The organism is Sulfurivirga caldicuralii (genome assembly GCF_900141795.1).
Lineage (GTDB): Bacteria > Pseudomonadota > Gammaproteobacteria > Thiomicrospirales > Thiomicrospiraceae > Sulfurivirga > Sulfurivirga caldicuralii.
The window spans coordinates 318,568-337,665 of record NZ_FSRE01000003.1 but is presented as its reverse complement, the minus strand read 5'-3'; the positions used below and the strand labels follow the sequence as shown (position 1 = coordinate 337,665).

The 19,098-nt window shown below is 60.3% G+C and carries 18 protein-coding genes; 14 read left to right on the top strand and 4 right to left on the bottom strand.

The window, feature by feature from the left end:
- The first annotated feature begins 10 nt into the window (after positions 1-10).
- Entirely contained in the window at positions 11-1,195 is a 1,185-nt protein-coding gene (locus tag BUQ81_RS07475; RefSeq protein WP_084188303.1) for a type III PLP-dependent enzyme, read from the top strand.
- 24 nt (positions 1,196-1,219) lie between these two features.
- On the opposite strand, the gene BUQ81_RS07470 is transcribed toward BUQ81_RS07475, so the two are convergent.
- From BUQ81_RS07470 to BUQ81_RS07455, 4 genes are all read right to left on the bottom strand, one after another.
- Entirely contained in the window at positions 1,220-2,269 is a 1,050-nt protein-coding gene (locus BUQ81_RS07470; RefSeq protein WP_074201752.1) for a succinylglutamate desuccinylase/aspartoacylase family protein, read from the bottom strand.
- 3 nt (positions 2,270-2,272) lie between these two features.
- Positions 2,273-3,178, bottom strand: coding sequence for a 30S ribosomal protein S6--L-glutamate ligase (gene rimK / locus BUQ81_RS07465; RefSeq protein ID WP_074201751.1), 906 nt, complete (start codon positions 3,176-3,178; stop codon positions 2,273-2,275).
- Positions 3,175-3,642 carry an ATP-dependent zinc protease family protein gene (locus BUQ81_RS07460; RefSeq protein ID WP_074201750.1) on the bottom strand — a complete coding sequence of 156 codons (468 nt, stop codon included), beginning with the start codon at positions 3,640-3,642 and terminating at the stop codon, positions 3,175-3,177. Before BUQ81_RS07460 ends, rimK begins: the two co-directional genes overlap by 4 nt.
- Positions 3,643-3,919: 277 nt before the next feature.
- A complete protein-coding gene (locus BUQ81_RS07455; protein ID WP_074201749.1) occupies positions 3,920-4,816 on the bottom strand; it encodes a LysR family transcriptional regulator in 897 nt (298 codons plus the stop codon).
- A 104-nt stretch (positions 4,817-4,920) separates the two neighbouring features.
- Here BUQ81_RS07455 and BUQ81_RS07450 point away from each other — a divergent pair, with 104 nt between their 5' ends.
- The 13 genes from BUQ81_RS07450 (at position 4,921) to BUQ81_RS07390 (ending at position 19,087) form a co-directional block, all read left to right on the top strand.
- Positions 4,921-5,484, top strand: coding sequence for a flavodoxin family protein (locus BUQ81_RS07450; protein ID WP_074201748.1), 564 nt, complete (start codon positions 4,921-4,923; stop codon positions 5,482-5,484).
- 38 nt (positions 5,485-5,522) lie between these two features.
- Positions 5,523-5,936 carry a hypothetical protein gene (locus BUQ81_RS07445; RefSeq protein WP_074201747.1) on the top strand — a complete coding sequence of 138 codons (414 nt, stop codon included), beginning with the start codon at positions 5,523-5,525 and terminating at the stop codon, positions 5,934-5,936.
- Positions 5,933-6,487 carry a cytochrome b/b6 domain-containing protein gene (locus tag BUQ81_RS07440; protein ID WP_074201746.1) on the top strand — a complete coding sequence of 185 codons (555 nt, stop codon included), beginning with the start codon at positions 5,933-5,935 and terminating at the stop codon, positions 6,485-6,487. Before BUQ81_RS07445 ends, BUQ81_RS07440 begins: the two co-directional genes overlap by 4 nt.
- Positions 6,487-7,440, top strand: a complete 954-nt coding sequence (locus BUQ81_RS07435; RefSeq protein WP_074201745.1) for an MFS transporter — start codon at positions 6,487-6,489, stop codon at positions 7,438-7,440. Before BUQ81_RS07440 ends, BUQ81_RS07435 begins: the two co-directional genes overlap by 1 nt.
- Positions 7,379-7,630 carry a hypothetical protein gene (locus BUQ81_RS07430; protein ID WP_159432275.1) on the top strand — a complete coding sequence of 84 codons (252 nt, stop codon included), beginning with the start codon at positions 7,379-7,381 and terminating at the stop codon, positions 7,628-7,630. The genes BUQ81_RS07435 and BUQ81_RS07430 overlap by 62 nt, the downstream gene beginning before the upstream one ends.
- A gap of 31 nt (positions 7,631-7,661) precedes the next feature.
- On the top strand, positions 7,662-8,738 hold the full coding sequence (locus BUQ81_RS07425; protein ID WP_143598479.1) for an efflux RND transporter periplasmic adaptor subunit: 1,077 nt from the start codon (positions 7,662-7,664) through the stop codon (positions 8,736-8,738).
- Complete coding sequence (locus BUQ81_RS07420; RefSeq protein WP_074201742.1) at positions 8,731-11,817, top strand: efflux RND transporter permease subunit; 3,087 nt, start codon at positions 8,731-8,733, stop codon at positions 11,815-11,817. The genes BUQ81_RS07425 and BUQ81_RS07420 overlap by 8 nt, the downstream gene beginning before the upstream one ends.
- 745 nt (positions 11,818-12,562) lie before the next feature.
- Positions 12,563-12,850, top strand: a complete 288-nt coding sequence (gene groES / locus BUQ81_RS07415; protein WP_074201741.1) for a co-chaperone GroES — start codon at positions 12,563-12,565, stop codon at positions 12,848-12,850.
- Between the two features lie 37 nt (positions 12,851-12,887).
- Complete coding sequence (gene groL, locus BUQ81_RS07410; RefSeq protein WP_074201740.1) at positions 12,888-14,522, top strand: chaperonin GroEL; 1,635 nt, start codon at positions 12,888-12,890, stop codon at positions 14,520-14,522.
- A gap of 102 nt (positions 14,523-14,624) precedes the next feature.
- Positions 14,625-15,164: a hypothetical protein gene (locus BUQ81_RS07405; protein WP_074201739.1), complete on the top strand. Its 540-nt coding sequence runs from the start codon at positions 14,625-14,627 to the stop codon at positions 15,162-15,164.
- Positions 15,161-16,819 (top strand): GNAT family N-acetyltransferase, encoded by a 1,659-nt coding sequence (locus tag BUQ81_RS07400; protein WP_074201738.1) that lies wholly within the window; start codon positions 15,161-15,163, stop codon positions 16,817-16,819. Before BUQ81_RS07405 ends, BUQ81_RS07400 begins: the two co-directional genes overlap by 4 nt.
- A gap of 534 nt (positions 16,820-17,353) precedes the next feature.
- Complete coding sequence (locus BUQ81_RS07395) at positions 17,354-17,647, top strand: hypothetical protein (protein WP_074201737.1); 294 nt, start codon at positions 17,354-17,356, stop codon at positions 17,645-17,647.
- 120 nt (positions 17,648-17,767) lie between these two features.
- Entirely contained in the window at positions 17,768-19,087 is a 1,320-nt protein-coding gene (locus BUQ81_RS07390; protein ID WP_074201736.1) for a porin, read from the top strand.
- Positions 19,088-19,098 lie beyond the last annotated feature (11 nt).

Sequence of the window (19,098 nt, the reverse complement as noted above, 5' to 3'; positions counted from 1 at the left end):
GGAGCCCAGCATGGATTCACAAGCGCTCAACCACCAGTTCGCCACCCACAGCCACTCCCAGCCTCTGAGTGATCTGGACCGACAAACGCTGCGGCAGCTGGCCCAGATTCATGGCACGCCGCTGCTGGTGCTCAATCTGAAACGGGTGGACGAACAGTATCAGCGTCTGCAGGCGGCGCTGCCAGGCGTCAAGCTATTCTATGCCGTCAAGGCGCTGGCCCATCCGGCGCTGCTGATGCGCCTCAATCAACTGGGCGGGCACTTTGACCTGGCCACGGCCGGCGAGGTGAACATGGTGCGCGATCTGGGCATTGTGGCCGAGCGCTGCATTCACACCCATCCCATCAAGAAGGATAGCGAGATCCGTGAAGCGCTGGATTTTGGCTGCACGCGCTTTGTGGTGGACAATCTGGCGGAAGTGGACAAGTTCGTGCCTTACAAGGACAGGGTGCAGCTGATCGTGCGCGTCAGCTACCGCAGTCAGGATGCGGTGGTGGATCTGAGCCGCAAGTTCGGCTGCGCGCTGGAGGAACTGCACACGCTGCTCGAGCATGCGCAAACCCAGGGATTGACGATTCATGGTCTGTCCTTTCATGTGGGATCGCAGTCCGGCAGCCCGGCGGCGCATGTGAAGGCCATTGAGGCATCCATTGAGGCCATGCGCACCTTTGATCAGATCGACTGGAAATGGCTCGATATCGGCGGAGGCTTTCCCGTGAGCTACCAGACGCCGGTAATGGAAATTGAGGACTTCTGCGCACCCATCCGCGAAGCGCTCGCACAGGTACCGGAGAATATTGAAATCTGGGCCGAGCCGGGTCGCTACATCGCCGCCCCCAGCATGGTGGAACTGCTCTGCGTCATGGGGCGCGCCCGCCGCGGCACGCGCATGTGGTACTACCTGGACGACGGCGTCTATGGCGCGCTGTCCGGCCAGATCTACGACCATGCGCTCTATCCCATCTGCCTGCTGGAGCCGCGCGAAGATGACCTGCAGCCCAGTGTGCTTGCAGGCCCCACCTGCGACTCCATCGACGTCATCGACGAAGACATCGACCTGCCGGAACTGCAGATCGGCGATCTGCTAGTGGCGCGCATGATGGGTGCCTACACGCTGGCCTCCGCCACCGAATTCAACTTCTACCCCAAACCGCAGGTCGTGGTGGTGGAGGATCTTTCTCAACCGGGCGGTTAAACCTGAGAGGATTCTACGGTATAGTCAGAGCAGCTGCCAGGGCGGCAGGAAGGGGTCTTCCTGATCATCGAACGCATTCAGCTCGGAGGCGAGGGTTGCCGCCTGCGCGGCTTCGATACAGCCAATGTGAATTATGGCTTCACCTTCATTGACCAGCGGGAGGGTTGCCGTACCGATAATGACGCCGTCGTAGGGTGCATAAAGATCGATGCGGTTGCTGCCATAGGGATCGGTTATCTGCCCCAGAATCTGTCCAGTGCTCACGTGGCTGCCCAGCTTGACGGCGAGGTGGAGCAGGCCGCTTTCCGGCGCGCGCACCCAGCTGGAGCGGTAGATTTTCATCGGACTACCCCGATTTTCCTGACCGGCGTGTTTGGATGGAATCATGCCTGCCTGGCGCAACACGTTAATGACGCCACGGGTTCCCGCACGAATGGACACTTCATCAAAGCGCAGCGCTTCACCGGCTTCATAGACCAGCACTGGGGTATGTCCCTCCGCGTGCAACGTTTCCCGCAGAGAGCCGGGGCGCAGGGGGGCGTGCAGCACCACGGGTGCGCCAAAGGCTTCGCTGAGGGTTTGGGTGCGCTCATCCTTCAGATCGCAGCGAATCTGCGGCAGATTGGTGCGGTAAATGGCGGCCGTGTGCAGATCGATGCCGCAGTCGAAGCCCTTTACCAGCTGCAGGAAGGCGTCCGCCAGCCGAGCGGCCATGGAACCGCTGGGGCTGCCGGGAAAGGAGCGGTTAAGATCCCGCCGGTCGGGCAGGTAGCGGCTCTTGTTCAGAAAGCCCCATACATTCACCACCGGGATGATCAGCAGGGTGCCGCGCACATGCCGCAGCGCGGAAGACTTGATCAGCCGTCGGGCGGTTTCCACGCCGTTGATTTCGTCGCCGTGAATGCCCGCGCAGACAAACACCTTCGGGCCCGGGCGGCGTCCATGAATGATGTGCACCGGCATAACGACGGGCGTGTGGGTGTAGAGTTTGGCGATGGGGATATCGAGGGTTTGTCGGCTGCCGGGCGCCACTCGTGTGCCGGCAATTTCGATCGCTTCCGCCTTGGTGCGCATGGATCAGCCCTTGCCGCGCGTGCGCGTGGTGCCCTTGGCCGCGTTGCGCTCGAGAAACTGGATGATCATACCGGCGATGTCCTTGCCGGTGGCCTTTTCGATGCCCTCTAGTCCCGGCGAGGAGTTGACTTCCATCACCAGCGGTCCGTGGTTGGAACGCAGCAGATCCACGCCGGCCACATTCAGTCCCATGACCTTGGCGGCGCGCACGGCAACGGAGCGCTCCTCCGGTGTGATGCGCACCACCTTGGCCTCGCCGCCGCGGTGTAGGTTTGAGCGGAATTCGCCCTCCTTGGCCTTGCGCATCATGGCGCCGACCACGCGGTCGCCAATGACGAAGCAGCGGATATCGGCGCCGCCGGCCTCCTGAATGAATTCCTGCACGAGGATATTCTGTTTGAGGCCCATGAAGGCCTCGATAACGCTTTCCGCCGCCTTCTGCGTCTCCGCCAGCACCACGCCGATGCCCTGGGTGCCTTCCAGCAGTTTTATCACCACCGGTGCGCCGCCCACCATCTTGAGCAGATCGTCCACATCGTCTGGCGAGTGGGCGAAGCCCGTCACCGGCATGCCGATGCCCCTGCGCGCCAGCAGTTGCAGCGAGCGCAGCTTGTCGCGGGCGCGGGAGATGGCGACCGATTCGTTCAACGGATAGACGCCCATCATTTCGAACTGGCGCACCACCGCCGTGCCATAGAAGGTGATGGAAGCGCCAATGCGCGGGATGACAGCGTCGAAGCCGGTGAGCGCCTGGCCGCGGTAATGGATCTCGGGGCGGTGCGAGGCAATGTTCATGTAACAGCGCAGGGTGTCGATCACATGGATTTCATGCCCGCGCGCTTCAGCAGCTTCGACCAGCCGACGGGTGGAGTACAGTTTCGGGTTGCGGGAAAGCAGTGCGATTTTCATGGTGTGTCTTTTAAATGAGTGGGGTGTCCCAGCGTTTGTTTCAGGCGGCAGTCCACCAGAAAGTGGTTCGCCAGTGCGGTGCGTCCCACTAGCATGCGAAACTGCATGGTATCTCGCGCGGTCAGGGTCATTTCGATCAAATAACGCTGGTTCCCCATTTCAAGCGGTGTTTCAATCACAAAGCGTTCCTCCACCTCGCCGTTTGAGCTGCGAACCGGCCGTCTGTCCTTGACGGGCAGCACCCGCTCCACCGCCATGGAGTCATCACCATGCAGCGGGTGCAGGCCGAAGCGCACATGGGGGATGCCGTCGATTTCGCAGGGTTCCGTGTAGTAGGCGTGCAGGGCACTGGTACGTGCGCCTGTGTCTATCTTGGCCAGCACGGGCGGGATTTCCAGCGCGGGGAGTATCACCCATTCCTGCCAGCCGATGATAGGAAGATCAGGTTCAGGATGGTGCGTCATCGGATCACCTATTGACGTAAGGTTAATTTAAACACATTATAGGCCAGGGAGATCAGGGCGTGATAAAACAGACTGATCGTGTGTCCGCTGTTTAAGGCTGGAAGAAGAAGGGCGCATCTATCCCAAGCCACAGGTCGGCGTGAAAGGCCTTTCAATTTCACTTCCGCCGTGTACTGGCGTCGGCAGGAGGATCACTAACAGAGGGGGTCCCCGACTTTTTTCAAGCCCCTTTTTCGCGCTGCGGTGTGCAGGCTCATTTTTCCCTCTGCTGGGTGCCTTAAAGCCTTAGTGCACCAGCCTTGAGCTGCTCTACCAGCCAGTGCAACCCTTTTCCTGTAAGTGGTGTGAGCCAGGCAGCGTTAAGGCTCGGCGCGGGCGGCTGCTCTTGCGTTGGCAGTACAACCAGTTCGCCAGCCGCAATGGCCTTGTCAATCAGATGGTAGGGTAGCCAGCCGCACCCCAGCCCCAGTTTTTGAGCTTCCACTTTTTGCGCGAGTGTGCCGACCCGAAAGACGGGTTGGCCCGGTTGCAGTCCGATACTGCGTTGTGGCAATTTCTGTGCACTGTCTGCGACGGTTACGATGCGATGTTGTCGGATATCGTCGGCCGTGAGGGGGCGTTTGAGGCGTGCGAGCGGGTGGTGCGGCACCACTGCAAACACCATTTTTACCGTGCCCAGTGTCATGGCTTCCGTGTTGGGCAGCTCGGGTCGGGGCTCTGGAGCGCCAATCACCAGGTCAGCCCGATCCATGACCAGCGCATCCCAGCACCCGTTGAGCACCTCGCGATGCAGTGCTAACTCGCACATGTCCGGCGCTATATTCAGATAGTTCTCACACAGTTTCAACACGGGCTCAATGGGGACGATGTCGTCCACGGCAACTCGTAGACACCGTTCCCAGCCGCTGGCGACCGTTTGCACGTGGCGCTGCAGCTGTTGGGCGCCGGTGAGCAGTTGCGCGCCCTCTTGGCGCAGAAGTTCGCCTGCAGCGGTGAGCTTGAGGTGTGGCCCTGCACGGGCAATGAGCGGTGTCCCCAGATGCTGTTCCAGTTTTTTGATGCTGTGATGAAGTGTGGATGGGCTCTTGTGCAGGTGTTCACTGGCAGCAGTAAGGCTGCCATGTTCGCACAGGGACAGAAAAACCTGTAGGGCATCCAGAGGAAGCGGCTTCATTTTGCATAATCTCGAAAATTGTTGTTATTGTTTTTCAATTTTAACGGAGAGGACGGGCGGTAATCTATTCGTGCGGGTTTGATTCGCCATCGGGAGGAAATGGAATGAAGCATGTGGAAATTGTCTATCACTCAGGTTATGGCCATACGGCAACCCTCGCAGAAGCCGTGCAAACAGGGGCTGCGCGGGTGGAAGGGATCGAGGTGAATCTCCAGCCTGTGGAGGCGCTGGACTGGGACCGGCTGGATGCGGCCGACGCCATCATTTTTGGCTCGCCCACCTATATGGGCAGCGTGTCGGCGCCCTTCAAGGCGTTCATGGATCAAACCTCCCATCGGTGGTTCGAGAGAAAGTGGTGCAACAAGCTGGCGGCGGGATTTGCCTGTTCGGCCAGCTGGTCCGGCGACAAACTGAATACGTTGATCCAGATGGCGATCTTCGCGGTGCAGCACGGCATGATCTGGGTCGGGCTGGATGTATTGCCCGGTTACAACAGTTCCAAGGGCACGCCGCAGGACCTCAACCGTGTCGGCAGCTATCTGGGCGCGATGGCGCAGGCCAATAACGACGAGGGACCGGATGTGGCCCCGCCGCAGGCAGACAGGGAAACGGCTGCACTGCTGGGGGAGCGTGTGGCGCGTGCCACGCTGGCCTGGCGGGGTCTGTAAGAATTTTTTTCTTAAAAGTCATAAAAGGAGGACAAGACATGTCAGGAAAAATCAATGTTGTATTCGGGTTTGCCTATTTCGTTACCACGCTGGCGCTGGGCATGTATCTGGCCAGCAAGTTTCAGCAGCCGCCCGAGGCGCTGCAGGCATGGATGCAGTCACCGCATCATGCCATGCTAAAGGCGGCCCATGTGCATGGCAATATGGAAAGTTTGCTGAATATTGTCATCGGTCTTGTGCTGATGAAATTCGCGCTTAAGGCTTGGATCGCGCGCACGGTAAGCCTTTTGCTGATCGTTGCGGCGATTTTCCACTCCGGCATGCTCTATCTCACCGGTCTTGGGGTAGGCGGTGCCGCAGCATTGACACCGATTGGCGCCATTGCGCTGATAGCCGTCATGGTGCTGATGGCGCTGGGCTTTGCCCAGTATCGCAATGATGCCAAGGCATGAGCTGGCCTGCGGTCGTTCGCGCCACCCATTGGGTGAATGTTCTGCTACTGAGTCTGTTGTGGCTCAGTGGCGGGGTGCTCTGGCTTGAGGGCGATGCCGCCCTCGGCTGGCTTGTGCACGCCCATGCCCTTACGGGTTTCGCGCTGATGACCAGCCTGCTGATCCGCATTGCGGCGCTATTCGATTCTGAACAGCCGCGCGCCCACTGGCGCGACATGGTGCCGCTGACTGCCGGGCAGCGCGCCGTTTTTCGTGCCACGCTCAGACACTATCTGACCCTCGGGCGCGCGCCCGATCCCGACTGGCAGGGGCATAATCCGCTGGCGGGCATGGTTTATCTGCTGCTGTTCGCGCTGTTGCTGCTGCAGGGCTTGCTGGGCGCGCTGATCTATCTGCAGGGCGTGGATGCGCTCAAATCCGTGCATGGGGTGCTGGCGCTGGTGTTGCTCGTGCTGGCGAGCGGGCATGTGCTGATGGTGTTTTATCACGAATGGCGGCAGAAAGGCTGTCGCATTTCGGCCCTAGTGCATGGTGGAAATGACCCGCCGTGATGTCTGACCGACGCCTGATCGCTATCGTGGTGCTGCTGTCGATGCTGGGCCCTTTCAGCATCGATGCCTATCTCCCATCCTTCCCGGATATAGAGCAGGCGCTCAACAGCGACCGCGCGGCCATGAGTCAGGCGCTGGGACTTTATCTGTTTGCTTTTGCGGTCAGTGCGCTGATCTGGGGGCCGGTGGTCGACAGTGTCGGACGCAGAAAAACGATCCGGCTGGGATTGTGGCTCTATCTGCTGGGCTTGGCGCTGGCAGTGTTGGCGCCTCAGGTGGATGTCCTGCTTGTAGGCCGATTGCTGCAAGGGGGGGCTGGGGCTTTCGTGGCAGGCCGTGCGCTGCTGCTTGACGGCCCCGCGCCGCAGGTCATGTTCTGGTTTACCATCGCGCCGGCGCTGGCGCCGGTGCTGGGCGACTGGCTGGATCACGCCTTCGGCTGGCGCAGCGTGTTTAGCTTTCTTCTGCTCTATGCGGCAATCCTGTTGCTGCTGAGGTGGCGCTTGCCGGAAACACTGCCGGATGCCCACCGCCAGTCCCTGCACTGGCGAGCCGTTGCGTGTCGTTACCGCGATGCGCTCGCAGATCGCACCTTCCGCAACACGATTCTCACTGCGATGATGGTGTTCGCCGCCCTTTTTCTCTATATAGCCGGGGCGCCCACGCTGTTGCATGACCTGCTGGGCCTGGGGGCTCGACTTTGGCGCCCAGTTCATCCCTATGGTGGCAGGAATGATGGCAAGTTCATTACTATCGGCTCGTCTGAGTGGACATTGGGCGCCGGATCGGGTGGTGAAGGCAGGGCTTGCCGTGATGTTGCTGGCAGTTGGCGGGCAGGGATTGCTCCTGCAGCTGATGCCGTTTTCCCTGTGGCTGCTGGTGGGGGCGCTGATGCTATTCGCCTCAGGTCTGGGCATGGCCATGCCGGCGTTGAGCCTGCTGGTGATGGATAGCCTGCCCACGCAGCGCGGGCTCGCCACCTCCCTGCAGGGTGCGGTGCAGATGATGGGTAATGCGGCGGTGGCCAGTGTGGTGGTGCCACTGTTTGTCGTGCATCCGGCGGCGGATGCCTTCTGGGGGGTGCACGCCGCCTTCTTTGCCGCGGCGCTGTTTTTCTGGTGGCGGCGGTGCACAAGCTCTTAAAATGAACGCCTGACATTTCAGGGACATGGGCATGAAACTATTCAAGGGCTTTCTGGCGCTGGTGATTCTAGCGGCCGCCGTGGGCGGGTTTGTCTGGCTAAAGCAGACAAGGCCTACTCCGCCGCAGAGCAGTCTGCCATCGAAAAGCTGGCCGGTGGCGGTGGTCACGGCTATGCCCGGCGAATATGTGCCGGTGCGTGAGGTCTTCGCCGATGTGGTGCTGCTGGGCAGCGGCTGGCAGCTGCAGGCGCCCTTTGCCGCTTGGGTGCGTGCTGTGCCCGTCAAGCCGGGTGATCAGGTGCAGGTAGGCACCTCGCTGGTAAAGCTGGATGCTACTGATGCGGTGGTGGCGCGGGTCAATGCCGAAGCACAGGTGGCCCAGCTGGAGGCGAAGATTGCCCTGACCCGTCAGCAGCTCAAGGCACGCCAGAAGCTGGCGCGCCAGAAATTGGCCGGCGAACTGGATGTGGAAACCTTCCGTCAGCAGCTCAAGGAGCTGCAGGTCCAGCTGAAGCAGGCGCGGGCGCAGCTGAAACAGGTGCAGCGGGATACAGCCGAACCGGTGCTGAAGGCGGATGCGGACGTGCGCATTACTGAGGTGAAGGTGGCTGCAGGACAGCGTGTCAATGTGGGGCAGACGCTGGTAATGGGCTACCGCCCCGAGGATGTGCGCTATCAGGTGGTGCTGCCGGAAAGTGTCTGGCGGCAGGTTGAAACGCATTTGCATGAACTGGCACTGACTGACGGCGTGCACCAGTATGCTTTTGATCGCGCAGCAGAACAGGTTTCGCCGCTGGGCAAGACACTCTGGTTTCGGGCCGATAACACCGCCCGCCTGGGTGACCTGCGCAAGCTGACGCTAAAGCTGCCGCCGCTGACCGATGTGGTGGCGCTGCCTTACAGCGCTCTGTATGGCGAGGATCATGTCTATCTGGTGCAGGACGGTATCCTGCACCGTCAGCCAGTGCAGTGGCGTGGCGAAATCCGCCGCGATGGCAAGACCTGGGCGCTGCTCGAAGGCGTGCCGGATGGTGCGCAGGTTATGATCACCCATCTGCCCAATGCCATCGACGGTCTTCGCGTCAAGGTGAGCGCGGCCAATGGCTAAGGTTCACTCCCATGGCCTGATTGGCGCCTTCGCCCGCCATCCTGTGGCGGCGAACCTGACCATGATCATCATACTGCTGCTGGGTGCCGTGGCGCTGATGAAGCTCAATGTACAGTTCTTTCCCAACTTTCAGCTGGAGATGATCCAGATCAGGGTGATCTGGCCGGGCGCTAATGCGGAGGATGTGGAGCGCAGCATTACCCGGTCCATTGAGCGCGCCTTGCGCACGGAAGATGGACTGGATCAGATGAGCTCCACCTCGTCGGAAGGCATGGCGGTGATCATGCTTAAGTATCTGGACGGCACCAATATGATCGAGGCGCTGGAACGGGTACGCCAGAAGGTTACTGCGCTGCGCAACCTGCCCGAGGATGCGCAAAAGCCGGTGATCGAGCATGTGCAGCGCTACGAGCGCATCGCCAAGATCACGCTGGTGAGCGAGCAGGGCGACCTGATGGCGCTGCGTGCCTGGGCGCAGCGCTTTGAGCGGGAGCTGCTGGATGCGGGCGTGGATCGGGTGATCTTTTCCGGTCTGCCGGATCTGCGCCTGCGGGTGGAAATCCCGCAGGAAAACCTGATTCGCTCAGATCAGACGCTGCCTCAGTGGGGCAGCCTGATCGCCCGCCAGAGCCGGGACCTGCCGTTGGGCAGCGTGGGCGAGCGGGAGAGCGCCCGCGACCTGCGCTTCAGCGAAAAGCGCGAATCGCCCACGGCAGTGGCCAACCTGTCCGTGCCGACAGCGGATGTGCCGGATCTGCGCCTGCGCGATATCGGCACGGCGCGCTGGGCGGTCTCCTCCTCGGCGCCGCTGGAGTGGCTGGGGCAGGCCCGTGCCGTAACGCTTGAGGTGCAGCGCTCGGAAAACGGCAACACCCTCAAGTCGGCCAAAATCGTCTATGACTGGCTGCAGCGGGCCCGTGCCGAACTGCCGCAGGGCATGAAGCTGGTGATCCACGACGAAACCTGGAGTCTGGTCAAGCAGCGCATCATGCTGCTGGTCAACAATGGTCTGGGGGGCCTCCTGCTGGTGCTGGCAGTGCTGTTCATTTTCATGAACGGTCGGGTGGCCTTCTGGGTGGCGGTGGGTATCCCCACCAGTTTTGCCGCCACGCTGGCGATCATGTGGCTCACCGGTGGCAGCATCAATATGGTGAGCCTGTTCGCGCTCATTATGGCGCTGGGGATTATCGTGGATGATGCCATCGTGGTGGGCGAGGACGCACTGGCCCACTATGAGCGGGGCGAGCCGCCGCTTCAGGCCGCCGAAGGGGGCGCCCACCGCATGGCCGCGCCGGTCACCGCCGCCAGTCTGACGACCATTGCGGCGTTTCTGCCGCTGATGATGCTCACAGGCACCATGGGCAACATTCTCGAACCCATTCCCATGGTGATGGTGGCGGTGGTGGCGGCCTCGCTGCTGGAAAGCTTTCTGGTGCTGCCCGGGCACCTGCGTCATGCACTGGCCAAAATCGACCCCCAAAAGCCCAATCCCATTCGCCAGAAGCTGGAACGAGGCATCGACCATTTTCGTTTTGTGTGGTTCCGTGCAGTGGTGCGCTGGGCGCTGGCCAACCGCGCCCTCGTGCTCAGCGCCACGCTGGGGCTGATGATTCTCGCCATCGGCCTGCTGGCGGGCGGGCGCGTGCCGTTTACCTTCTTCCCCTCACCCGAGTCCAACAAGGTGAGTGCCTACATTCAGTTTGTTGCCGGGACGCCTGCGGAGGATACGCAGGCCTATGCGCAGCGGGTACGTCAGGCGGCGCTGGATACTGCCGATGCGCTGGAGCCGGGCATGCTCAAGGTGGCGATTCTGCGCCTGAACAAGACCCGTGCGGCGACCGGTCAGCACTACGCGACGGTGGATCTGGAGTTTGTGGATTCCGACCAGCGCCAGACGCGCAACACCACCTTTATCGAAGAGTGGCGCAAGCGCATTGGGCCGGAGCCGCCAGGACTGGACAGTCTGATCATTGCCACGCCCAAAATGGGGCCACAGGGCGCGGATTTCGAGGTGCAGATGTACGGCGCCCCGCTGGAGAAATTGAAGGCGGCGTCCCTGCGCCTGCAGCAGGCGCTCTCCGAGCAGCCGGGCGTGTATGCCATCGAAGATGACCTGCCCTTTGGCAAGGTGCAGTGGGTGCTGCATCTGACGCCCGCGGCGCAGGCGCTGGGCATGACAGTGGAGGATCTCGCAGCCCAGCTTTCGTCCGCCTTTGCTAGCAGACTGGTGCAGATCTTTACCCACGGCGAGGACGAGGTGGAGCTGCGCGTACAGCTGCCGCAGGCGCAGCGCACCGAGCTGGCCACCTGGCGCGCGCTGCAGATCAGGACGCCGCAGGGCTGGGCGCCACTGGATCAGCTGGTCCACATCGAAGAGAAGCAGGGCTTTGAGGTATTGCGCCATGTGGATGGCCGCCTGGGTGTGACCGTGCGGGCAGATGTGGATCATACGCGCAACAATGCCAATGCCCTGCGTGCGCAGTTTGAAAAGACGCTGTTCCCGCAGCTGGCGCAGGAATATGGGGTGAAGTTCAGCGAGCAGGGGCGCGCCCGCGACCAGAAGGCAACGCTGGAGAACATGAAGATCGGCATGTTGGTGGGGCTGGCGCTGATCTATCTGATTCTTGCCTGGGTGCTGGCCAGCTACGGCTGGCCGCTGCTGGTGATGATGGCGATCCCATTTGGCCTGATCGGTGCGATTTTCGGCCACTGGGTCATGGGGCTGGACCTGACCATTTTGTCCCTGTTCGGTTTCTTTGCGCTGGCGGGGATCGTGGTCAACGACTCCATTATTCTGGTGACTTTCTACAAGCAGTTGCGCCAAAAGGGCATGGCGGTGCAGCAGGCACTGGAAGAGGCCTCCGTGCAGCGGGTGCGCGCGGTGCTGCTCACTTCGCTCACCACCATCGGCGGGTTGCTGCCGCTGCTGTTTGAAAAGTCCTTGCAGGCGCAGTTCCTTATCCCCATGGCCACTGCCATCGCCTTTGGTCTGATGGCCTCCACGCTGCTGATCCTGCTGGTGGTGCCGGTGCTGCTCAGTCTGTACGAGCAGTTGGCCGGTGAGAAGATGCGCGCCTAGGCGTCCGGATTGGGGGTGAGCCGTTTCAGAAACGCTTCGCTCACATCTGCCCAGCGGTAATCTCGCACGCTTTGTTGTTCTGTTCCATTCCCTTCGGAATCAGATAGCTGGCTTGCGCCAGTAGTGGACGGCAAACCCGACCAGAATCAGCGCCACGATCAGCAGCCCGAGCTGCGCCCGGCGTAAGGCACTATATCGGGCAAAACCTGCTCCCTCTGCCTGGCCTCATGGACGTCCTGGCCATTGTGGAGCACAGTCACCGGTTCACTCAACATGTGCGGCAAGGGTATCGACAGGGCAACGGTTTACGGGCACGGGCGGCCAGGCGCGCAACGCTTTTTTCCGCGCAGCTGAGCTGCCTGCCATCGTCATTAATGAAGCGTGCGTCGTAGCGATTAGGCGGGAAAGGTTTGATAGAAACGATCCGTGCCTGTTCCTGCTGCAAGGTGGATTTGGCAGGCAGCCATTGAACAAATGATCAGAGTGACTGCAATGGCGCTGTACATGCTCAGCACCCGCAGCTTGACGGGGGTGCTTTATTGGCATGCTACCGTTGATGACGCTCAAGTTGCCAGCTTGCCTTGAAAAAGTGGTTTTGACCTCTTGAAAGCTGTTTTTTCATCCCCATTGGATAGTTGACACGCTGTGAGTGCTGGCTACAATTGTTAGCACTCTCGTCCGGGGAGTGCTAACAGCAGCGCTTGAGTCAATTACCGGAACCGAATTCAAACAAAGGAGTGGAACTATGGCTGTTAAACCTCTGCACGATCGCGTCATTATCCGTCGCATGGAAGAGGAAGAAGTCACTGCAGGCGGCATCGTGCTGCCCGATACGGCTAAGGAAAAACCCCTGAAGGGTGAAGTGGTGGCCGTAGGCCCCGGCAAGGTGGCTGACAATGGTCAGACCATCCCCATGAGTGTAAAAGTGGGCGATACCGTGCTGTTTGGCAAGTATGCCGGTCAGGACATCACCGTGGACGGCGAAGAGCTGCTGGTGATGCGTGAAGACGACATCGTGGCCATCATCGAGTAATCCAACGGAATTCCACAGCTAAAGGGAGAGGACGAATATGTCAGCGAAAGAAGTGAAATTTGGTTTTGATGCGCGCGAGCGCATGGCCGACGGCGTGAATGTGCTCGCCGACGCAGTGAAGGTTACTCTGGGTCCCAAGGGCCGCAACGTGGTGCTGGAAAAGTCCTTTGGTGCGCCGACCGTGACCAAGGACGGTGTGTCCGTCGCCCGTGAAATCGAGCTGGAAGACAAGTTCGAGAATATGGGTGCGCAGCTGGTCAAGGAAGTGGCCTCCAAGACCAACGACGAAGCCGGTGACGGTACCACCACCGCGACCGTGCTGGCGCAGGCCATCGTGCGCGAAGGCATGAAATCCGTGGCTGCCGGCATGAACCCGATGGACCTGAACCGCGGCATTCACAAGGCGGTGAACGCCATCGTGGAAGAAATCAAGGCCATGAGCAAGCCGTGCGACACCACAGAGGCCATCGCGCAGGTAGGCACTATTTCTGCCAACAACGACCCCGAGATTGGTAACCTGATCGCGCAGGCGATGGAAAAGGTTGGCAAGGAAGGTGTTATCACCGTCGAGGAAGGCAACAGCCTGACCGACGAGCTGGAAGTTGTAGAAGGTATGGAGTTCGACCGTGGTTATCTGTCCCCATACTTCGTGAACAACCAGGAGAAGATGATCGCCGAGCTGGACAACGCCTTCATCCTGCTGCATGACAAGAAGATCAGCAACATCCGCGACCTGCTGCCGATTCTGGAGCAGGTTGCCAAGCAGGGCCGTCCGCTGTTGATCATCGCCGAAGACGTGGAAGGCGAAGCGCTGGCCACACTGGTAATCAACAACATGCGCGGCATCGTGAAGGTCGCAGCCGTTAAGGCGCCTGGCTTCGGTGAGCGTCGCAAGGCCATGCTGCAGGACATCGCCGTATTGACTGGCGGTACTGTGATCTCCGAAGAACTGGGCATGACGCTGGAAAGCGCCACCATTGACGATCTGGGTCAGGCCAAGCGCGTCGTAGTCGGCAAGGACAGCACCACCATCGTTGACGGTGCCGGCTCCAAGGAAGACATTGAGGCACGCATCGCGCAGATCAAGGCGCAGATCGAGCAGACCACCTCTGATTACGATCGCGAAAAACTGCAGGAGCGTCTGGCCAAGCTGGCAGGCGGTGTTGCCGTGATCAAGCTGGGTGCGGCCACCGAAGTTGAAATGAAAGAGAAGAAGGACCGCGTGGACGACGCCCTGCACGCAACCCGCGCTGCGGTGGAAGAAGGCATCGTGCCCGGTGGTGGTGTTGCCCTGATCCGCGCCAAGGCGAACCTGGGTGATAAGGTAAAAGGCGACAACCAGGATCAGCAGGTTGGCGTGGAAATCATCATGCGCGCCGTGGAAGAGCCGCTGCGTCAGATCGCCTTCAACTGCGGTCTGGAAGGCTCTGTAGTGGTGAACAAGGTGGCTGAAGGCGAAGGTAACTTCGGCTTCAACGCTGCCACCGAAGAGTACGGCGACATGATCAAGATGGGTGTGATCGATCCGGCCAAGGTGACCCGTACTGCGCTGCAGAACGCGGCATCCGTTGCAGGTCTGATCATCACCACCGAAGCCATGGTGGCCGAAAAGCCCAAGCCTGAAGCGCCTGCCTCGGCCGGCGGCATGGGCGGCATGGGCGACATGATGTAATCAAGCCTCCTCGTTGCTTCAACGCGAACCCCGCAGCCCGAAAGGGCGCGGGGTTTTTTCGTTTTGCTATGATGAAAGTTGTCACAAACGGAGTCATGCATTATGCGCTTGTTAACCCTTTTTCTAGCCGCGCTGATACTGGCGGGGTGCCAGAGCACGTCCCCCCGTCCCTATGCGGGCATCAAGCATTTCATGCTTGAGAAGCCTGTGGCCATTGCTGCCGGCACGACACGCACCTTCTTTCAGCAGGGTGTCGCCAAGCCCTATATGGCGGTGGACTGGTATGCACCATGGTGTGCGTTGGAAGTGCGCACCCTGAAGGAAACGGCCACAACCGTCCAGCCCGATACCTTTGCCATCACCCGCGTTCAGCTGGATGAAATGGAGGTGGCGGTGCGTCCGGGTGTGCAGCTGGCCGCACTGTGGAAGGGCGGCGTGGCGCTGGCGCTTGGAGGGCAGGAGCGGCCTCAGACCATGGATGCCGTGCATCTTTACCTGCACAGTCCCCGGCAACCGAATGTGCTGCGCCTTACCTGTGCCGGACGGCTCAGCGATGGCGATCCGCAGGATGCCCCCGACAGCTGGCGGCCCGATCCGGCACGTATCAATACCATTCTGGGGCCGTACGGACGGCTTGAATGAGTCTGAACGCCTGGCTGCAGCAGGCAAGGAAACGCCTGCATGCCGGTCGTCAACGCAGCCTGTTGTGGCTGGCCGATGAGCCGGGCGCTTTGCAAGCTGCGATCGATGCGCTTACTGAGCCAGCGCAGTGGCTCTGGCTCGACAGCGGCGGGGTATCCCCCCTGCATGTGCCAGACGGTGTGGTGCAGGTGTATCCCAATCAGGCGCAGCATTATCTGGGTAGCGAATGGCAGGGGCTGATCGTTGATGGCTTCAGCGGCTTTGACCCGGACATGTTGCTGGCCCTGAGCGCTACGCTACAGGCCGGCGGTGTGTGCCTGTTGCTCACGCCGCCGAACTGGTCGCAGCAATCCAACCAGGCCCTGCAACGCTGGCTGAGTGCCGGCCAGCGGCTGCCGATCAAAAGTCGCCTGGCCGCCTGGCTTGGCCAGCCGTGGCAACATTATCGGGGCTCACTATCTGAACTACCTTCTCTACCCACCTGTACCCCTCAACCACGACCTGAAGGGCTGACCTATGATCAGCAGCAGGTGCTGGCTGCGCTGCATACCCTCAATGACTCGGATATCTGGCTGATCCGCGGGCGCCGTGGTCGCGGCAAAAGCACGCTACTGGCCGAGCTGGTGCAGGCTGCCCGGCCCGCCCGAACGATCCTACTCAGCAATCATCCCGCGGCGCTGCGCACCTTTCTTAACCGCCTGCAGGCACTGGGATGGCAAAAAACCGCCCGAAACGCCTGGCAGGCAGGCACTGGCGCAACCGCGAAAAATGTGCCGTTGAAAAAGTCGGGGACCCCCCTTCCAGAATTGAAAATCATGGCGCCGGATACCTTTCTGGCTACATCCCCATCGTGTGATCTGCTGCTGATTGATGAGGCGGCGCGGCTGACCCTGCCGGTGCTGGCGCGGCTGCTGTTGACGCCTGCACCCATTATCATGGCCAGCACGGACGAGGGCTATGAAGGCGCAGGGCAGGGGCTGCGTCTCAAACTGAATCAGCACATTCCCGCAGGGCGCGTGCTGCGCACGTTTGAATTGAATACGCCTACCCGCTGGTCAGCCGATGATGCGCTGGAGCGGATACTCGATCAGACCCTTCTGCTGCATGCCGAACTCCCAGAGGCGCCGTGCGGCGATGGGGTCAGCATTGTGCCCTGGAATCGGGATGACATGCGTCTGTTGCCGCACCTCTGGGCGCTGTTGCGCACGGCCCATTATCAGACGCGCCCGCGTGATCTCCTGCAGCTGCTGGACGCGCCGGGGCAGCATGTATGGTTGGCGTGGCGAGCGAGTCAGGTGGTGGGTGCCGTATGGGCATTGGAGGAGGGCGGACTGGATGCAGTGGAAGGGCATGTGCGCGGCCATCTGGTGGCGCAGCGGCTGGCGCAGCTCCGTGATGATTCGCTTTGGCTGCGCCAGCGCAGCCTGCGCATTACCCGCATCGCCGTACATCCTGCGCTACAGGGGCAGGGCATTGGCAGCCAGCTGGTGCAGGCGGTATTGCTGGCGCCGGTGGATTTTGTTTCCGTCAGCTGTGCCGCAGAAGCGTGCTTGCAGCGGTTCTGGCAGCGGCAGGGTTTTGAACAGGTTCATGTGGGTGCCAAACCCAATCGCGCCAGCGGAGTACCCTCAGCCATTTTTATCAATCATCGTTGATTTACAAGTTATCCAGCATGGTTTTTCTCTAAAAAACCTTTACTGACAATCACTTATATGTTGGGAGCAAATAAACTGTCCGGACTTGTAGCACGTGATTTGTCCGGTTTCATGATCACCAAGGAGGTGAGCTATGAGACGGATAGAACTGCTACAGGAGATCCGGAAAATGCGATTCGAAGAAGCCTATACGGGATGGACCGAGAAACGGCTGACCCAAAAAGAGGCGGCGCGGCTGCTGGCCTTTTTCTACGCCACGCTGCACCTGCTGGCGTTTGAACTGAATCTCTGCTCAATGAATTGCCCGCACAGGTGCTGGAAAAGCCCTATGTCACGCTGGGCATGGCCGCCTGGCTGCTGCTGGCGCCGCTGGCGCTCACCTCCACCACGGGATAGCAGCGGCGCCTGAATCCTTGCGGTTGGGCGCAAGCCATATGGGCATGGCGTGGGGCAGGTATCTTGCGTCTGCCGTCTTCCTGTCTCCGGGGGCTGTGGTTATAATCCCGCGGTCGAGATTGAGCGAAGCGAGTTGGGATGAAGCACGGAATACAGGCACCATGGCTGGCCGCACTGCTGGCATTGGCTGTCGTGCTGGCCCAGTCCATCGTGGTGGTGCACGATGAAGTGCATCTCGGCTTGGATGGCGACGATCACTGCCTCATTGCTCAATTCGCTAATACCCTGCACGCCTCATCCGAGGCGCTTGCCTTTCATTGGACGCTTGTCAGCCTGTCATGGCAGCGGCTGAATCCCCCGCTTTTCTTTCCGCTGTTTTCACATTTTTTTCGCTTTGACGGCAACCCCCGCGCACCGCCTGTTCTGTTTTAAATCGCTTTCCCAATTTTGATCCTTAAACAATGCAAGCCTATCGAATCAGGTTTTTTTCCTGTTCAAGGGTTTGTAGTGTGCATTGACTTGAATTAATAAAAACAGAACAGGAGTTATCCCATGTTTAAAAAACATTATCTGGCTGTGGCATTGGCCTTGGCCACCAGTGCCCATGCAGCTGACACGACTGAACAGCAGCGCCTGCAGCAGCTGGAAGCCCAGCTCAAGCAGTTGCAGCAGACTTATCAAGCGCAGCTGCAGGCCATGCAGCAGCAGATTGAAACATTGAAAAAGCAGGCGGCCGCCCAATCCAAGGCTGCTGTGGCTGCCGCACCTGTGACGCCTGCACCCGCTGGAGATACTACGCGAGCGAACGGTTTCAATCCGGCCATCAGTGCCGTTCTGACAGGCACCTATGCCAATCTGAGCAAGGATCCGGAAGACTATCGCCTGGCGGGGTTTGTGCTGGGGGATGAAGAAGTGGGCCCTGGCAGCCGGGGTTTTTCGTTGGGTGAATCTGAGCTGACCTTGTCCGCTACGGTGGATAACTGGTTCTACGGTCAGCTTACTGCTGCGCTGACGCCGGAAAACGAGGTGGAGTTGGAAGAGGCCTATATTCAGACCCTGGCATTGCCGGCAGGGTTGACCGGCAAGTTCGGTCGTTTCAAGTCGGGCATCGGCTATCTCAACAGCCAGCACAGCCATGTGTGGGACTTCGTGGATGAGCCGCTGGTTTATCGCGCCTTCTTCGCGGGCCAGTATGCGGATGATGGGGTACAGCTGACCTGGCTGGCACCCACCGACACCTATCTGCTGATCGGCGGCGAAGTGTTCCGCGGCGACAGCTATCCCGTCGCCGGAGCAGCCCACGACGGGCAGGGCACCTATACCCTGTTTGCCAAGCTGGGCGGTGATGTGGGCCTGAGTTCCAGCTGGCAGCTGGGACTTGGTCATCTTCATGGGGACGCCAAGGAACGCGAAACGGATGATCTGATCTTTACCGGCGAAAACAGCGTCAATGTAGTGGATTTTGTGTGGAAGTGGGCGCCCAATGGCAATACCACCGTGCGCAACTTAAAGCTGCAGGCGGAGTATTTCTGGGACAACGAAAAGGGCACCTATGATGGCCTGGGCAAGGTCGATCTGCACCGCAAGGGCTGGTATGCGCAGGCCGTCTATCAGTTCATGCCGCGCTGGCGTGTCGGCGCCCGCTACGATGAGTTGACGCCGGATAAGGTGCCGACAGCATTGCAGGGAACGGCGCTGGATGCGGAAGGTAAAACACCCCGTCGCAGCAGCGTGATGCTGGATTACAGCAACAGCGAGTTCAGCCGCGTGCGCCTGCAGTTCAACCGCGACGAATCCAGTGGGAAGGCGGATGATCAGGTGTATCTGCAATACACCATGAGCCTGGGTGCCCATGGCGCGCACAGCTATTGAGGAGTGAAGGT

Bases quoted from the DNA above. Each gene is read 5' to 3' on its own strand.
- BUQ81_RS07435 (WP_074201745.1), top strand. From the start codon at position 6,487: ATGTCTGACCGACGCCTGATCGCTATCGTGGTGCTGCTGTCGATGCTG.
- BUQ81_RS07400 (WP_074201738.1), top strand. From the start codon at position 15,161: ATGAGTCTGAACGCCTGGCTGCAGCAGGCAAGGAAACGCCTGCATGCC.
- BUQ81_RS07425 (WP_143598479.1), top strand. From the start codon at position 7,662: ATGAAACTATTCAAGGGCTTTCTGGCGCTGGTGATTCTAGCGGCCGCC.
- BUQ81_RS07460 (WP_074201750.1), bottom strand. From the start codon at position 3,642: ATGACGCACCATCCTGAACCTGATCTTCCTATCATCGGCTGGCAGGAA.
- BUQ81_RS07470 (WP_074201752.1), bottom strand. From the start codon at position 2,269: ATGCGCACCAAGGCGGAAGCGATCGAAATTGCCGGCACACGAGTGGCG.
- BUQ81_RS07450 (WP_074201748.1), top strand. From the start codon at position 4,921: ATGAAGCATGTGGAAATTGTCTATCACTCAGGTTATGGCCATACGGCA.
- BUQ81_RS07440 (WP_074201746.1), top strand. From the start codon at position 5,933: ATGAGCTGGCCTGCGGTCGTTCGCGCCACCCATTGGGTGAATGTTCTG.
- BUQ81_RS07395 (WP_074201737.1), top strand. From the start codon at position 17,354: ATGAAGCACGGAATACAGGCACCATGGCTGGCCGCACTGCTGGCATTG.
- BUQ81_RS07390 (WP_074201736.1), top strand. From the start codon at position 17,768: ATGTTTAAAAAACATTATCTGGCTGTGGCATTGGCCTTGGCCACCAGT.
- rimK (WP_074201751.1), bottom strand. From the start codon at position 3,178: ATGAAAATCGCACTGCTTTCCCGCAACCCGAAACTGTACTCCACCCGT.
- BUQ81_RS07420 (WP_074201742.1), top strand. From the start codon at position 8,731: ATGGCTAAGGTTCACTCCCATGGCCTGATTGGCGCCTTCGCCCGCCAT.
- BUQ81_RS07445 (WP_074201747.1), top strand. From the start codon at position 5,523: ATGTCAGGAAAAATCAATGTTGTATTCGGGTTTGCCTATTTCGTTACC.
- groES (WP_074201741.1), top strand. From the start codon at position 12,563: ATGGCTGTTAAACCTCTGCACGATCGCGTCATTATCCGTCGCATGGAA.
- BUQ81_RS07455 (WP_074201749.1), bottom strand. From the start codon at position 4,816: ATGAAGCCGCTTCCTCTGGATGCCCTACAGGTTTTTCTGTCCCTGTGC.
- BUQ81_RS07405 (WP_074201739.1), top strand. From the start codon at position 14,625: ATGCGCTTGTTAACCCTTTTTCTAGCCGCGCTGATACTGGCGGGGTGC.
- BUQ81_RS07430 (WP_159432275.1), top strand. From the start codon at position 7,379: ATGCTATTCGCCTCAGGTCTGGGCATGGCCATGCCGGCGTTGAGCCTG.
- groL (WP_074201740.1), top strand. From the start codon at position 12,888: ATGTCAGCGAAAGAAGTGAAATTTGGTTTTGATGCGCGCGAGCGCATG.
- BUQ81_RS07475 (WP_084188303.1), top strand. From the start codon at position 11: ATGGATTCACAAGCGCTCAACCACCAGTTCGCCACCCACAGCCACTCC.